This is a genomic window from Nocardia sp. NPDC060259, from assembly GCF_042728775.1.
In the GTDB taxonomy this organism is placed as follows: domain Bacteria; phylum Actinomycetota; class Actinomycetes; order Mycobacteriales; family Mycobacteriaceae; genus Nocardia.
Genome location: NZ_JBHXAY010000013.1, coordinates 1 through 15,090, shown reverse-complemented (window position 1 = coordinate 15,090; position 15,090 = coordinate 1). Strand labels below are relative to the sequence as shown.

The window sequence follows — 15,090 nt, the reverse complement described above, 5'->3', positions numbered from 1 at the left end:
ACTGATTCGCGCGAGGAGTGGCGACGTGAGCGGCAGCGACGCAGCGGTCGTCCTTCCCGAACAGGTACGGACCGAACTGCGCCGCGGCGTGCGCAGCGTCCTCGTCGACACCGCCGCCCTGCGCCTGGTCCGCGAACGATTCGACGACGTCCAGGCCGTTTCCCTACGCCGCTACCTCGAAGCCTCCCAGTCGGCGAACACCCTGCGGGCCTACCGCACCGACTGGATAGCCTGGGCGGGCTGGTGCGCGGCCGAGCAACGCCAGGCGCTGCCCGCCGACCCACTCGACGTCGCCGTGTATCTCGCCGCGGCCGCCGATGCCCGCCGCGACAGCGGCGCCTGGGCATTCAGCCCCGCGACGCTGGACCGCAAGTCCGCCGCCATCGCCGCAGTCCACGCCGCCAACGGACTCCCCTCGCCGACGCGTTCTGATGTCGTCCGGCTCACGCTGCGCGGCATCCGGCGCACCCGGCGCACCCCGCCGACCCGCAAACGGCCGGTCCTGCTGCACACCCTAGATCAACTGCTCGCCGAACTTCCCGAACCCGGCTGGCCCACCGAACCAGCCCGTCGTCGCGATGCTCTCGCACTCCTGGTCGGATTCGCCGGCGCGCTGCGGCGCAGCGAGCTCGCGGGCCTGCGAATCAGTGACGTCCACGTACGCACCGATCACACCACCGGCGAGCCACTGCTCGTCGTACACCTGCCGACCACGAAGACCGACCCCACCGGCGTCGCCGAACAGCGCATCGCCCTGCCCCGCGGCAAACACCCCCGGACCTGCCCGATCTGCGCGTTCGCCGATTGGGTCCGGCTACTGGAGGTCCACGCCGACGCGGGCGATCCCGGCACACGGTCGTGGGCGGCCGAACACCCCGTGCACGACACGACGATCCATCGCTGCCACGGCTTCACCGGCACACCGCTCAGCACGGACACCGAACGCCCGCTGTTCCCCACCATCAACCGGCACGGTTCCATCGGCGCAGCCCCGCTGTCCGGGCGAGCGGTCGCCGAGCTGGTCAAACGCTATGCCGCTCGGGCAGGCCTCGACCCCGACCTGTTCTCCGGCCACTCGCTGCGGGCAGGCTTCGCCACCCAAGCCGCACTCGGTGGAGCCAGCGACCGCGAGATCATGCGCCAGGGCCGCTGGGCGAACCCGCGCACGGTGCACGGCTACATCCGCACCGCGAACCCGCTCGAGGACAATGCCGTCACCAAGCTCGGTTTGTGACGATCAGCTGATCCGGTCCAGCCGGAAGATGCGGAACTCGCGGCCGCCGGAGAGTTCGAACTCCATCTCGTAGCCGGGCCAGAACTCCACGACCTGATCCCAGACGCGCTTTCGCTCGACACCGGTGATCTCCGTGACCGTCACCGGGAACGACGAACTGCTGTTATAGCGAACCGAGGCGGTGCGTGCCGCGCGCAGGTTCGCCGACCACGCCGGATGTTGCGGCTTGCCCCAGTTCGAGCCGACGAGATAGAAGCCGTCACCGTCCGGGACACACAGCAGTGACGTGGTCCGCGGCTGACCCGACTTGCGACCGACCACGGTGACCTCGATCGACGGGAGGCCGGCCAGGTCGAGAACTCCCCACCGGCCGCCGCTGAGCCTGCGCAGCAGTCGTTCGGCCGGTAAGACGACGCCAGAGCCACGCATCACCCAGGGCTGTGTGGCGAACTCGCGTGCGAGGGCAGGTAAGGGATTCCACGCCATCCTCGAATCCTGGCTCGAGGGAAACGGATCCATCGACTCAGGACGGTCCCTTGAGAGGCAACTCACTCGACTTCCCGGAGTGCCGTCGCGACATGCGGAGACTGCCCCTTTCCTCGTCCGTGCTGGTGAGTTGTCGGAAAGTGAAGAGTTCGTTCCTACCGGTGGTGGGCGTAGGTGGGATGGTGAAGGTATTGCATAAGTAGATGCGCATATCTACGTATGGACATGTTCAAAATTGACCTTCGAGTTCGTTCGCCGCCGCACCGACCTGATTCCCGGAATCCACCTGCCCAATGCCGCACACTGAAACACTCCCCTCCCCTTTCATGCCAGGAGTGAGTGTCATGCCCTCCCCCAGTGGTCGCCGATTCCTTGTCACGGTCGCCTTGGCCGCCGCGGCGCTGCTCCCGGCCAGCCTCTCCCCCGCCCTCGCTCGACCTCCCGCACCCGCTCAGCTCGCACCCCTCGGACCCGATTTCCTCTGGGGCGTAGCGGCTTCCGGCTTCCAAGCCGAAGGCGATGCGCCGGACAGCAATTGGCGCCGGTACGCCGAGTCGGGCGCCACCGACGACCCGTACCTGAATTCGGTCGACTTCCGCACGCGCTACCGATCCGACATCGCCCTCGCCGCGGATCTCGGTGTGCGTGTGTACCGCATCGGCATCGAGTGGGCGCGCGTGCAACCGCAACCCGGCGTCTGGGACGAGAGCGCACTCGCCTTCTACGACGATGTCGTACAGGCGATCACCGAGGCGGGCATGCGACCCATGCTGACCCTCGACCACTGGGTGTACCCGGGCTGGGCCGCGGATCGGGGTGGCTGGCGCGATCCCGAGATCGTGACGAACTGGCTGGCCAATGCCCGGCGCGTTGTCGACCGCTTCGCCGGCGTCGACCCGCTCTGGGTGACCTTCAACGAGCCGACGTTCTACCTGGTCAACGAACTGCGCCGGGGCGGTATCGGCGCGACGGACGCGCTCACCATGGGCGAGCGAATCACGCAGGCGCACAACAGCATCTACGACTACATCCATGCCGTGCAGCCCGGCGCCCAGGTCACCAGCAATGTCGCCTACATCCCCGCCGCCGACGACGCGGTCAGCGGCCCACTGCTCGACCGGATCTCGGCCCGCCTGGACTACATCGGCATCGATTACTACTACGGCCTGTCCCCCACCCAGCTCGCCGTCCCCGATTTCGACCGGCTCTGGACGATCCCACTGCAGGCCGAAGGCATCTACTACGCACTCGACCACTACGCGCGCCGCTTTCCCGGCAAGCCCCTCTACATCGTCGAGAACGGCATCCCCACCGAGAACGGGCTGCCGCGCACGGACGGCTACACCCGCGCCGATTCGCTGCGCGACACCGTCTACTGGTTGCAGCGCGCCGTCGCCGACGGCATCCCGCTGATGGGCTACAACTACTGGAGCCTCACCGACAACTACGAATGGGGTTCCTACACACCACGTTTCGGCCTCTACACCGTCGACGTGCTGACCGATCCCACCCTTACCCGCAAGCCGACCGACGCCGTCGCGGCCTACCGGGCGATCACCGCACTGGGTGGTGTCCCTGCCGACTATCGACCGACCCGCGGGCCCGTGCCGTGCTCCCTGGTCGACGCGCTGACGAGCTGCACCGATCCCGTGTCGGTCCCGCGGTAGCGGTTTCGGGACCCGCCGGGTGCTCTACACTCGGGCGGGTGTCGAGCGCAACGTCACGCCCCTCCAGCGCCGTGAGCGGCAGACAAGCCCGATGGCAGCCGCACAACGACAGCCGCCGGGAGCGGATCGTGCTGTCGGCGGTCGAGTTGATCGAGCAGGCGCCCGCAGGCGTCGAGGTCCCGATCGTGCAGATCGCCGAGAACGCCGGCCTCGCGAAATCCGTGGTCTACCGGCAGTTCGCCGGTCGTGACGAGCTGGATCGCCGGATCAGGAGCGAGATCGCCGACCGGTTCGTCGCCGACATCGAAGACGCCCTCGATATCGGCGACGGGTCCATCCACGAAATCCTCGTGCGCACGGTCGGCGGCGTGGTCACCTGGATCGAGGAACATCCACGGCTGCACGAGTTCCTGCGCACCGGCCCGTCGGAGACCGATCCCGATGTCGACGCGATGAGCGCGCTGATCGGGACCATCGCTGCGTCCACCAGGGCGCTGGTCACCGGTCTCGCCGGTGTCGTCGGCGTGACCGACGACAGCTCGGCCGACACGATGACCTTCGCCATCGTGTCGATGACCGAAGCCACCGTCACCCGCTGGGCCAACGACCCGAACCCAGTGCTGACCAGGGAGCAACTGATCGAGGAGGTCGCCTCCTACGCCTGGCACGTCGTCGACGGCGTCGCCCGGAGGCACGGCCTCACCCTCGATCCCGATCAGCAGCTCGTCGAGATCATTTCCCAGCTGGCCGCCGGTGACGTCGGCTGAGCCACCGCCACCGACCGACATTCACGCGATCCGGCGTGTACCGCGCTCGGGCTCGCTGCGATACCGCGAGGCCGGGCCGTCGACGCCGAGTGCCCGCCACATCCGGCGCGCGGTCGGGTTCATCAGGCCCAGGTCGTCGGCCAGTTTGCGCATGTCGCCGAAGTAGCCGGACAGGATCTTCTGGGAGTGCTCGGACTTCCAGAACGCCTGCTCGATCACCTCGTGCGGAATATCGAATTCACGCTCGAACGACCGCGGCGGCGCCATGATCTCCCCGGCCAGCCAGCGCATGGCGATCGGGAACGCCACCGAACACGCGCCACGGTTGAACTTGCCCATCCGCCCGATGTGCGCGGCGAGGAATTCGCCGGCGAAGGAGATGTGGCGCGCTTCCTCGGCGATGTGGATCTCCATGGTGCGCAACACCATCGGCGGCATCGACGCGCCCTCGCGGATCACAGCTTTCTGGTAGTGGTCGATCGGTTCCTCGCCGCCGAGGATGCCGATGAACAGGATCGTGTGGGCGTAGCCGCCCGCGACACCGATCAGCGGGGAGAGCGCCTTGAACAGCGGCCGCATGCCCGGCACGTCGATGCCGATGCGATTCACCAGTTCCTGGAACATCTGGATGTGGTTGCACTCTTCGGTCATCTCGTGCAAGCAGTACCGGAACTCGGGCGAGCCGTTGGGCAGCTTCATGATGTACTGCATCATTCCGCGGATCAGGATGCTCTCGAAGGCAGCGCCGACCTTGATGACATTGGCGGTGCGCCACTTGCCGATCGCGATCTGCTTGTCGAGCGGCTGGTCGCGGTACCACTGGGTCGCGCCCAGCGGATCGACCTCGGGCGAGAGCACCCAGCGCACATCGTTCGGATCAAGGGCGAGCTCCGGCGAATCCCAGTCGATATCGAGGTAGGGATCGAAATGCCGGTCGACGGACCCCTGCGAAAGGGTCGCCAGCGCATCTCGGTACTCCTCGGTGATGAGTCCGCCACGGCTCGATTCGGTCAGCGTCATCGGTGCCTCCTCGGTTCGCGTCCGGCGCAGGCACTGTAAGCACCATCACACCGGCTGCCCCGAGAATAACTGAGACTTCCAGTCCCACACAACCCACCGCGCCGACTTGTGACCGTCGTATGCGGGGCCCGCTGAATCAAGTGGCGAATTGGGGGAACCCCTGGCGTCGCTCGTACGTATGACAAGGCATGGAGATGTTCAACCGCAGACGTCGAAAGTCCAAACGCCGGAAGAAGTCAGACGCCGACGTGGTGGAGGACGGCGGAGTGGTGGCCGACGTGATCGTCGAGTCGGCGCCCTTCGTGGTCCGCATGTTCGGCCGTCTCGTGTCGGCGATCGCGCACGCGCTCACCTGAGCCTGACTGCGGGGGCATCGAGACAGGTGCGCCTGCCGGAGGGTGCGCTGGCCCGCTCGTCGATCGCCAGGTCCGACGAGCGTGACCGGCTATTCGACGAGGATGACGACCAGTTGACGGGCCAGTTCGGCGTCGGCGGGACCGCCCAGCCAGACCAGAGGGCGTCGAGGGTCAAGTCGGTCGAGGGCGTCGGGGAGGGAGCCGAATACCCGGTCGGCGCGGACTACGCAGACTTGCGGGATCACTTCGGAGACGGCGGGACCACCGTCGACGTCCAGGGCCAGCGAACCGGTCGACGCGTCGCCCGCGACGGCGTCGCGGACCACCGCGTCACCGGTTTCGGTGGTGCCCGGGCCGCCGTGCACGACCCGGTGACCCGGTGCGCTCGCCCAGTGATCGAGCCAGGCCGGGCCCGGTTCGACAGCCGCCAGGACCGAGCTCGCGCTCATGCCGAAAAGCACATCGGCGACAGCGGCGGGCAGACCCGCGATGTCGACGGTCCGCACGAGGGAACCGTGTTCACGCAACCGCTCGGCGAATCGGGTGAGTACGGCGGCCCGTTCGGCCGGATCGACGTCGTCACCGTGGCCCGACGTACGGCGCATCGGCACCCGACGCTCGTCGTCGGGCAGGTCGAGCAGCCCGTCACGGACTCGGCGCAAGATCTCCTCGCGAGAATTCACTCGGGCACTCCCGTTCGTTGGCGACACCGGTGGACATCGCCGTTCACACATCTCTCACCCCACATACCGCGGGAATCACCTCGTTCGCTACCGTACCGACCGGTCTACGGTAGGCGGTCCGACGCTCCGAACCGAATGGCTAGTTTGTGGCAACCTGCGTGAAGCCGAGCATCCGCAACAACTGGTCGACCTGCACGTCGAACACTTCGGCCCGATCGGCGAAGGTATCGCGGCCGTACATGTCGAAAACGTCGAAGTTCACGGCACCGAACAGGGTCGCCCAGGCGGTGAGGGCGACAGCGATCAGCCAGTCCGGGGCGGCAAGGCCGAATTGCTCACGAATAGCGGAGAAATCGCCCGTGGTGGATGGTGAGATCACCGGTTCCGTGGCGGGGGCGCTGAGCTGCCCGGCGCGGTAGGCGCTATCGACGATGCCGAGCAGCGTCGCGATCACCCGCACGCCGGGCGCTTCGGTGTCCTCGGCGGGCGCGGCATAGCCGGGCACGGGTGTGCCGAAGAGCAGGCCGTACCAGGCGGGCTCGGCCAGCGCCCATGCTCGGACCGTCCGCGCCACCGTCCGGAAGCGGGTCGCCGGGTCGCCGGGTGCGCCGGCCAGCGCGGCGTCGACCGCGTCGCCGAGCGCGTTGTAGCCGTCGACCACGAGCATGGTCAGCAGTTCGTCGCGGCTTTTCACGTATCGGTACACCGCCGAGGAGACGACGCCCAAATCACGGGCGACCGCGCGCAACGACAGCGCCGCGGCGCCCTGCGACGCGAGATGTTCCCGGCCGATCCGTTTGATGTCGGCGATCGTCTGGGCGCGAGCCAGTGCCCGCGGCCCTGGTCGGTCGGTACTCATCGACCGATCATCGCGCACCGGCGGCGCCGTGCAGACGGCGACGTTCGGCCGTGTCCTCGACCGGGTCCACCGAACCCGCCGCGCGTTCGATCTCCGCGGCGAAGGTCGCGCCGCCGACCTCCCAGGCCATGGCGAGGAACTGGTCGCGGAAGCGGCTGAGGTCGACGCCGATGTCCTCCCCGCCGTACCCCGTGCCCGCTGCGGCGCGAACCGTGCGCACGACATCGTCGGCGAGGTCGGCGATCCGTTCCCGGATCAGCGTGCGCAGCACACCGCTGAGGGTGATGTCTGTACCGACGTCGTAGAGCACGAGCGCGCCCTTGAGCATGGGGCGGTCGGGGACGAACCAGCTGTCGCCGCGACGTTCGAGGTAGCCCGCCGCGATCAGTTCGGCGAGGACGTCGGTGCCGCGGTCGCCGAGCAGTCCGGTCAGTTCGGCGTCGTCGACCAAGACCGCGCGCTCCCCCGCCTGCGCGGCGCGCGGATCGAACAGCGTCCGCCAATCACCGGCGCCGGGCGACGGTTCGGCGTCGAACACCTCGCGGATGGCGTCCAGACGCAACCCGCGGGCCTGCATGGCGACGATGTCGCGCAGCCGGTCCAGGTGCGCGTCGGAGTACACGACCTCCTTGCCCGCGCGGCCGGGTTTCGGCAGCACGCCGAGCGAGTGGTAGTAGCGGATCGTGCGCGCCGCCACGCCGCTGATGTCGGCGAGTTCCGCACGGGTGTATCGAGGCACCCGACCAGCATAGGGCCGATCCCGGCGAACTTTGACAGCTCTGGCTGTCGACGTTAGCGTTACCGACGTCACTGTCGACACCCTTCGAGGAGCCCTCGTATGTCCGATCGCACCACCGACTTCGACGTCTTGATCGTCGGCTCCGGCTTCGGCGGCAGTGTTACCGCACTGCGCCTGGTGGAGAAGGGATACAAGGTCGGCATTCTCGAGGCCGGCCGCCGATTCACCGACGACGAGCTACCAAAAACCAGCTGGGACCTGCGCAAATTCCTATGGGCGCCCAAGCTCGGCTGCTTCGGCATCCAGCGCATCCATCCCCTGCGCGACGTGCTGATCCTCGGCGGCGCCGGTGTCGGCGGTGGTTCGCTGAATTACGCCAACACCCTCTACGTGCCGCCGGAGCCGTTCTTCCAGGACGCCCAGTGGCGCGACATCACCGACTGGCGCGCCGAGCTCACCCCATACTACGAGCGGGCCAAGAAGATGCTCGGCGTGGTGCAGAACCCGCACATGACTCCCGCCGACGAGATCTTCAAGGCCGTCGCCGAGGACATGGGCGTCGGTGACACCTTCGTGCAGACCCCTGTCGGCGTGTTCTTCGGCGAGCCGGGCAAGACCGTGGCAGACCCGTACTTCGGTGGCGTCGGCCCCGAGCGCACCGGGTGCGTGGAGTGCGGTGACTGCATGGTCGGCTGCAAGTTCGGCGCCAAGAACACCCTGGTCAAGAACTACCTGTACCTCGCGGAAAAGGCCGGGGCGCAGATCATTCCGATGACGACGGTCAACGCGCTGCGGCCGCTGCCCGACGGGACCTGGGATGTCGCGACCGAGCGCACCGGTGCCTGGGTCCGCAAGGACCCCAAGACCTTCACGGCCAAGCAGGTCGTCCTCGCCGCGGGCACCCTCGGCACCCAGAAACTGCTGCACTCGATGCGCGATCAGGGTGTGCTGCCGAATCTCTCGGACAAGCTGGGCCTGCTGACCCGCACCAATTCCGAGTCCATCGTCGGCGCGGCGACCAAGACGCTGGCGCCCGGTCAGGACTTCACCAAGGGTGTCGCGATCACCTCCTCGATCCACCCGACCCCCGACACCCACATCGAGCCGGTCCGCTACGGCAAGGGCTCCAACTCGATGGGTCTGCTGCAGACCCTGATGGTCGACGGTGGCGGCAAGGTCCCGCGCTGGCTGCGCTTCCTCGGCGTCGCGCTGATGCATCCACTGCTGCTGGTGCGCTTCCTGAGCGTGAAGAACTGGAGCGAGCGCACCATCATCTCGCTGGTGATGCAGCACCTGGACAATTCGATCACCACCTACACCAAGCGCGGACTGTTCGGCGGGCGCAAGCTCACTTCCAAGCAGGGCCACGGCGAACCGAATCCGACCTGGATTCCGGCGGGCAACGATGTCACCCGCCGGGTCGCGGAGAAGATCGGCGGTGTCGCGGGCGGCACCTGGGGTGAGGTGTTCAACGTCCCGCTGACCGCGCACTTCCTCGGCGGTGCCGCCATCGGCGCCGACCGCGAGCACGGCGTGATCGACGCCTACCACCGTGTGTTCGGTTACCCCACACTGAGTGTCGTCGACGGCGCCGCCGTCTCGGCGAACCTGGGCGTGAACCCGTCGCTGACCATCACCGCGCAGGCCGAGCGGGCCGCTGCCTACTGGCCGAACAAGGGCGAGGTCGACACCCGCCCCGAGCAGAGCGCCGGCTACACCCGGATCGAACCGGTGGCCCCGCAGCAGCCCGCCGTGCCCGCAGGCGCGCCCGCCGCGCTGGTGCTGCCGATCGTGGAGATCCGCAGCAAGGAACAGACCGCGGGCTGAGATCCCAGAAGAGGCCCCGGACACTCGGTTTCGCACCGTGTGTCCGGGGCTTCTCGGTTTTCGCCACGCGGTCTCCATTCGGCCTGAGCACTACGCAGCGGCGACGGTCTCCGGTTGCGCACCTGCGGTTTTCGCGGGCATCGCCGGCCACCAGACCTTGTCACCCAGTAGCTCGAACAACGCCGGAACCACCAGCGTCCGCACCACGAAGGTATCGAGCAGGATGCCGACGCCGACGACGATGCCCAGCTGAGTGAGCGTGATCAACGGCAGCACGCCCAGCACACAGAACACCGCGGCGAGGACCGCACCGGCGCTGGTGATCACCGCTCCGGTCGAGGCGACGGCGCGAACCATCCCCTGGGTGGTGCCGTGCGCGGCCGCCTCCTCGCGCGCTCTGGTCACCAGGAAGATCGTGTAGTCCACGCCGAGGGCGACCAGGAACAGGAAACCGAACAGCGGAACGTTGGTGTCCAGCGCCGGGAACCCGAACACCGTGTCGCTGATCCAGCTGCCCGCACCGAGCGCGGCGAGCGCGCTGAGCACCGTCACACCGACCAGCAGAACCGCCGCGGGGACCGCGCGCAACAGCGCCAGCAGGACCAGCAGCACTACGGCGAGGATCAGCGGGATGACCATCGCCTGATCGCGGCGGGCGGCGTCGCGGATGTCGAGTGCCTCGGCATCGGAACCACCGACGAGCGCGTCGGCATCGGGTACGTCACCGACCGCGGTCCTGATCGCCTCGACCGTGCTGAACGCCTCCACCGAGCCGGGTGGCGCGTCCAGGACGACAGACCAGCGCGTGGTGCCGCTACCGGAGGTGCCGGTTCGCGTGGCACGCGAAACACCCTGCACTCCTTCAAGTTCCGACTGCACCGTGTCGGCGGCGGTGGTGCGCGCGATCACTACAGCGGGATCGGCGGAGCCGGAGGGGAAGTGCGCGGCCATGGTCTGCAGCCCGTCGACGGATTCGGCCTCGACCCGGAACTGCTCGGTGCGGGAGAGCCCGATGTCGGTGGTCGCGAGCCCGGTCGCGAAGACGACCAGGACCGCTGACGCGGCGCCCGCGACGACGGCAGGGCGGCGAACCACCCGCATCGCCACGGCCGCCCAGAGGCCGTGCTCGGCCGGATCACGACCGTCCGCGCTGGGCACGAACGGCCAGAAGACGCCCCGCCCGCACAACGCCAGGGCGGGTGGCAGGGCGAAGAGCACGAAGAGCACCGCGACGACGAGTCCGGCCGCGGCGAACGCACCCAGACTGCGCGTATTGGGCAGTGCGGCCAGCAGCAACGTCAGCAGGGCCAGCACGACGGTGATGTTGCTGGCGACGATGGCGGGCGCGGCATGGCGCACCGCCGCGCGCAGGGCGTCGCGATGGTCGCGATGCCGATGCAGTTCGTCGCGGTACCGCGAGACCAGCAGCAACGCGTAGTTCGTGCCTGCGCCGAAGACCAGGACGCTGGTGATGCCGGACGTCGAACCGTCGAAGGTCAGGCCGGTGAGCTGGGCCAGCGCGGTACCCACGCTGGTGGCTACGCGGTCGGCCAGGCCGACGACCGTCAACGGGACCAGCCACAAGATCGGTGAGCGGTAGGTGACGATCAGCAGCGTCATCACCACCAGCGCCGTCACGATCAGCAGCAGCGTGTTCGCCCCGGAGAACGAGTCGGCGATATCGGCCCCGAAGGCAGGACCACCGGTCACCTGCACCCGCAGCTGTTCGGGCAATCCGGTGGTGACGGTGGCACGCAGCGCGTCGATCCGGTCGGTGAGCGCGAAACCGTTGAGGTCAGCGGACACCGGAATCTGGGCGATGGCGGCGCGACCGTCGGGCGCCGAAACGAGACGGGGACTGCCGGTCGAAGGCACATCGGCCCGGACGAGCGCGTCCTCCAGCGCCGCCATGTCGGGAGCTGTCAGTACGCCGTCGTCGGTGCGAGTCGCCACCATGATCGCGGCGGCTTGCCCCGCGTCCGGGAAGTCCGCGGCCGCCGCGGCGGCCCGGGCGGATTCCGCCGACGACGGTAGCGACACCGGGGCCTGCCCAGCACTGTCGTTGCTGCCCGCCAACGCCATGACGGCCATCGCGGCCGCGAACACCACCAGCAGCACCGCCCACGATCGCCGTCCGGTGACCAGCCGGGCGAACCGGTCCCATCCCTGTCCACTACTCGCTCGCATCACGCGGGAAACTATTTCAGAAACTTAACTACCTGGCAATGCCGACCCCGCGGAGCGGATAAGCTCGCAGCCGGACCGAAAGGAGACACCGCGTGGACGAGGACACCGCGAACACCGATCCGGCCCTCGACCGGACGGGGCTGGAAACCGAGATCGCCCGGGATCTGCGCGCGCTGACCGCGATCTCCGAACAGATCGGGCACGTCTTCGCGCGGTCGAACGACCTGCGCCCGAACGACTTCCGTGCCCTCATGCACGTCGCGACCGCGGACGCCGAAGGCGCACCGCTCACCGCGGGCCAGCTGAGCAAGCTCATGGGCGTCTCGGCACCCGCTGTCACCTACTTGGTCGAGCGCATGATCGAATCCGGACATCTCGAGCGCGTCCCCGATCCCACGGACCGGCGGCGCGTCCACCTCGGCTACACCGACCACGGGATGTCCGTGGCGGCCGGGTTCTTCGGCCCCCTCAGCGCGCGCACCCGGGCGGCACTGGCCGACCTGCCCGACGCCGACCTGGCCGCCGCCCACCGGGTCTTCGTCGGGATCACCGCCGCCCTGCGCGATTTCTACGGCGAACTGCCGGGAGCGACCGCCGGCTAGGCAGTGTTTCGAAGTGGTAGATGGTTGCCGAACGCCGCTCGCTGGGTCAGCAACCGAATGGCCTGGCTGTCCACCGGCGAAGGGCCGAGCTGTCGGAGGGTTCTGGCACTGTGCACGACTGACTGCTCGCCAACCAGGCACTTGCTCATGCGGAGGGTTCTTGTCACCGATGTCCATCGATCACTACCTCGCTCAGTTCGGCGCCACCGACCGCGCGCAGCTGGTTCCACTGCTGCAGCAGGTCAGACGGTCGCACCTGTCCGAACGGCGCAGCGCACTCGCCGCCCTCGCCGAAATCGGCTGGCACACTATCGAACCCGCCGACCTCGCATTGCTGCATCGGTTCATCATGGCCAAGCTGGCACGCGAGCGGCCCCAACCCCTGCGAGCAGCGGAGGATTGCTTGTGGTGGGCGCTGCCCACCGATGACCAAGCCGCGGTACTCGACGCGTTCGGGCTGTCGGATCCGGTCCCGGCAACCGTCGCGATGGGCACCGTTGTGGCCTTGGAAAACCGACGACATCCGATCGAGGAGTGTGAACGGGTCTACGTCAGCCCCGTTCTCGATGGCTGGACGCTCGTATTCGGGGATCCGGCTTCGCACTACCCCCGTGACGACCGGCGGATCCAGGAGGCGCAGGAATCCTACGTCTGGGAGACGTTCATGGAGAACGAGTCCGATGACGTCAAACAGGCATGGCTCACCAGCATGTCGCGCCCGTCCAGGAATGAACGTTGTGCCGAGCTGAGCGGTCGATTCGGCGCAGCACACTGGTACAAGGAACCGGGCGACTACGAATGGGGTGGTTGGGGTATCGCCGAAAACGGCGAAATGATACGCGGGGCCGGCCTCGATGATCGCGTTCACGAGGACCCGGCGTTGTCTGGCGACCCCCACCCGTCCGAGCTGGGTCTGCGTGCCGAGCCGGTGTCGGAGTGGTTGCGCGACCACGGCTTCGCACCCGACGCCTGGGACGACATCGTCTCCGGCATCCTGTTCGGCCGGATCGGAGATCGGTCCGGCGGTGCGGATTTCACCGAAATTCGGGACTCGCAATGGGTGGAGTTCCAGCATCGGACAGGAATCCCGGATGCGATGACCCCCTTGCGTATCGCTGAACGGGCATCTGTGGGTCCGCTCACCCTGGGTCCGCAGACCCGGATGGCGGGCCACGGGGTAGTCGCGCTGACCGAGCGTGGGCGGCAAGGCGGCGGACACCGCGGCGCACTACCCGTTTGATCGAGCAGAGAATCCCCGGTGGCCCGTCACCGCCGGTGCGGTCACGAGGTCTCCGGTATGCAGTTGAATCTTGGTCGATCCACCAACTACCGGAAACCTCGCCACTGTCAAAGACACCGCCCCTCAACCAGTCTCACACCTGCGGTGTCATTTCGAGACACGCCCAGGCCCGACCGCGCGCTGACCCCCGCACCGATAATCAGACCGAGGCCGTCCTCGTTCGCGACGGTTGGATATCGGCTCAATTGAGCCGAGTGTCGGCGAAGACCACCATCGCGTCGCGGTAGTACTGCGCGAGCCCGGGAGCGATCCGGTCGAAATTCACCGTATGAGCCGGATCGTCGAGGTACGTCCGGGCCAACTTCTTGAACGCGTCGGCGTCCGGATTCCAGGTCGGGCGGATCAACTGGTACGCGACGTCGATCTCGGCCTGAACGGAGCGGTCGCTCACCACCGTGCCGGATGCCATGAGCTCGGCCATACGAATCATCGCCGCTGTCGTTTCCCGTTGCATCCGCACTGTTTCCTCGGCGCTCAGCGAGTCGGTGAAGCGCTTCGACCGCTCCCGCGCCTGCTGCTGGTCCGGAAAATCGTCCAGCACCTCTGATTCGTACCGGCTCGGGTCGAAGCCTTCGAAAAGGTTCTCCGGCCTGTTGATCTCGACCATGCCCGCTGTTCCTTCCTGTCTCTCGAGCTCCTCGATGGTGCGGGCAAGGGTCTGCGCGACGCGAGTAAGGCGATCACGCTCGCGGATCACCCTCGTGTAGTGGTCGCGCAGAGCCTGCACGCGGTCGGTCTGCCGGTCGAGAATCGCTGCGATGGCGTCGAGCCCCAGGTCCAGCTCCCGCAACACGAGGATCTGCTGTAGCCGCAGGAGTTGTTCCTGCTCGTAGAAGCGGTAGCCGTTGCTACGGATGCCCGCCGGAGGGAGCAGCCCTCTTTCGTCGTAGTGACGAAGCGTCCGCGGCGTCACTCCAGACATGCGAGCTATCTCGGCGACCGACCAGGACACGCCCACACCTCCCGTTCAAACTCGGCCGGCCTGTCCGGCACCTCGACGTTAAACGTTGACGCAACGTGAACCTCAAGGCCCGGACCTGGGACAGTTGTCGGCCGCGGCCTCGACCAAGTCGAAACAGTGGCTGCGGATTGGTCGACGCCACCTGTCCGACCACGATGCCGGTCGTGGCGAAGGCGAGCAGGACCGTCGCGACGATCATCGCTTGCGCATGTTCCAGCTTCTTGGCTCAATTGCACGATCCGCTGTAATCGAGCAAGGACCCACCGAGGTGCGACCAATCGCCGCACCCCGGTGAAATTGCCTCAGGCCTGGGCGTATTCAGCTGCGACGTCAAGGATCCAGGTGACACCGAAGCGATCGCGCAGCATCCCGAACCCGGGCGCCCACTGCGCCGGGCCGAAC

Annotated in this window: 14 protein-coding genes; 7 read left to right on the top strand and 7 right to left on the bottom strand. The window is 67.7% G+C overall.

Annotated elements, in window-relative coordinates:
* The first annotated feature begins 25 nt into the window (after positions 1-25).
* Positions 26-1,234: a site-specific integrase gene (locus ACFWF2_RS08025; protein ID WP_379305825.1), complete on the top strand. Its 1,209-nt coding sequence runs from the start codon at positions 26-28 to the stop codon at positions 1,232-1,234.
* Positions 1,235-1,237: 3 nt separating this feature from the next.
* Here ACFWF2_RS08025 and ACFWF2_RS08020 read toward each other — a convergent pair whose 3' ends face one another.
* Positions 1,238-1,720, bottom strand: a complete 483-nt coding sequence (locus tag ACFWF2_RS08020) for a nitroreductase family deazaflavin-dependent oxidoreductase (protein WP_379305823.1) — start codon at positions 1,718-1,720, stop codon at positions 1,238-1,240.
* 344 nt (positions 1,721-2,064) lie between these two features.
* On the opposite strand from ACFWF2_RS08020, the gene ACFWF2_RS08015 reads away from it, so the two are divergent.
* Together ACFWF2_RS08015 and ACFWF2_RS08010 are read left to right on the top strand one after the other, a co-directional pair.
* Positions 2,065-3,387 (top strand): family 1 glycosylhydrolase, encoded by a 1,323-nt coding sequence (locus ACFWF2_RS08015; protein ID WP_379305821.1) that lies wholly within the window; start codon positions 2,065-2,067, stop codon positions 3,385-3,387.
* A gap of 38 nt (positions 3,388-3,425) precedes the next feature.
* On the top strand, positions 3,426-4,154 hold the full coding sequence (locus tag ACFWF2_RS08010) for a TetR/AcrR family transcriptional regulator (RefSeq protein WP_379305819.1): 729 nt from the start codon (positions 3,426-3,428) through the stop codon (positions 4,152-4,154).
* Positions 4,155-4,175: 21 nt separating this feature from the next.
* On the opposite strand, the gene ACFWF2_RS08005 is transcribed toward ACFWF2_RS08010, so the two are convergent.
* Complete coding sequence (locus ACFWF2_RS08005; RefSeq protein ID WP_379305817.1) at positions 4,176-5,174, bottom strand: diiron oxygenase; 999 nt, start codon at positions 5,172-5,174, stop codon at positions 4,176-4,178.
* Positions 5,175-5,362: 188 nt separating this feature from the next.
* Between ACFWF2_RS08005 and ACFWF2_RS08000 the strand changes: the two genes are divergently transcribed.
* Positions 5,363-5,530, top strand: coding sequence for a hypothetical protein (locus ACFWF2_RS08000; protein ID WP_379305815.1), 168 nt, complete (start codon positions 5,363-5,365; stop codon positions 5,528-5,530).
* An 89-nt stretch (positions 5,531-5,619) separates the two neighbouring features.
* Here the strand turns inward: ACFWF2_RS08000 and ACFWF2_RS07995 are convergent, their stop codons facing one another.
* The 3 genes from ACFWF2_RS07995 to ACFWF2_RS07985 form a co-directional block, all read right to left on the bottom strand.
* On the bottom strand, positions 5,620-6,213 hold the full coding sequence (locus tag ACFWF2_RS07995; RefSeq protein ID WP_379305813.1) for a hypothetical protein: 594 nt from the start codon (positions 6,211-6,213) through the stop codon (positions 5,620-5,622).
* Between the two features lie 139 nt (positions 6,214-6,352).
* Positions 6,353-7,072, bottom strand: coding sequence for a TetR/AcrR family transcriptional regulator (locus ACFWF2_RS07990; RefSeq protein WP_379305811.1), 720 nt, complete (start codon positions 7,070-7,072; stop codon positions 6,353-6,355).
* A gap of 7 nt (positions 7,073-7,079) precedes the next feature.
* Positions 7,080-7,811, bottom strand: a complete 732-nt coding sequence (locus ACFWF2_RS07985) for a MerR family transcriptional regulator (RefSeq protein ID WP_379305809.1) — start codon at positions 7,809-7,811, stop codon at positions 7,080-7,082.
* Between the two features lie 99 nt (positions 7,812-7,910).
* On the opposite strand from ACFWF2_RS07985, the gene ACFWF2_RS07980 reads away from it, so the two are divergent.
* Positions 7,911-9,638 (top strand): GMC oxidoreductase, encoded by a 1,728-nt coding sequence (locus tag ACFWF2_RS07980; RefSeq protein WP_379305807.1) that lies wholly within the window; start codon positions 7,911-7,913, stop codon positions 9,636-9,638.
* Between the two features lie 90 nt (positions 9,639-9,728).
* Here ACFWF2_RS07980 and ACFWF2_RS07975 read toward each other — a convergent pair whose 3' ends face one another.
* Positions 9,729-11,825, bottom strand: a complete 2,097-nt coding sequence (locus tag ACFWF2_RS07975) for an MMPL family transporter (protein ID WP_379305992.1) — start codon at positions 11,823-11,825, stop codon at positions 9,729-9,731.
* 92 nt (positions 11,826-11,917) lie between these two features.
* Here ACFWF2_RS07975 and ACFWF2_RS07970 point away from each other — a divergent pair, with 92 nt between their 5' ends.
* Both ACFWF2_RS07970 and ACFWF2_RS07965 read left to right on the top strand, forming a co-directional pair.
* A complete protein-coding gene (locus tag ACFWF2_RS07970; protein ID WP_379305805.1) occupies positions 11,918-12,427 on the top strand; it encodes a MarR family winged helix-turn-helix transcriptional regulator in 510 nt (169 codons plus the stop codon).
* 169 nt (positions 12,428-12,596) lie between these two features.
* Complete coding sequence (locus tag ACFWF2_RS07965; RefSeq protein ID WP_379305803.1) at positions 12,597-13,667, top strand: hypothetical protein; 1,071 nt, start codon at positions 12,597-12,599, stop codon at positions 13,665-13,667.
* Between the two features lie 241 nt (positions 13,668-13,908).
* Here the strand turns inward: ACFWF2_RS07965 and ACFWF2_RS07960 are convergent, their stop codons facing one another.
* Positions 13,909-14,679 carry a MerR family transcriptional regulator gene (locus ACFWF2_RS07960; protein ID WP_379305801.1) on the bottom strand — a complete coding sequence of 257 codons (771 nt, stop codon included), beginning with the start codon at positions 14,677-14,679 and terminating at the stop codon, positions 13,909-13,911.
* Positions 14,680-15,090: the final 411 nt, after the last annotated feature.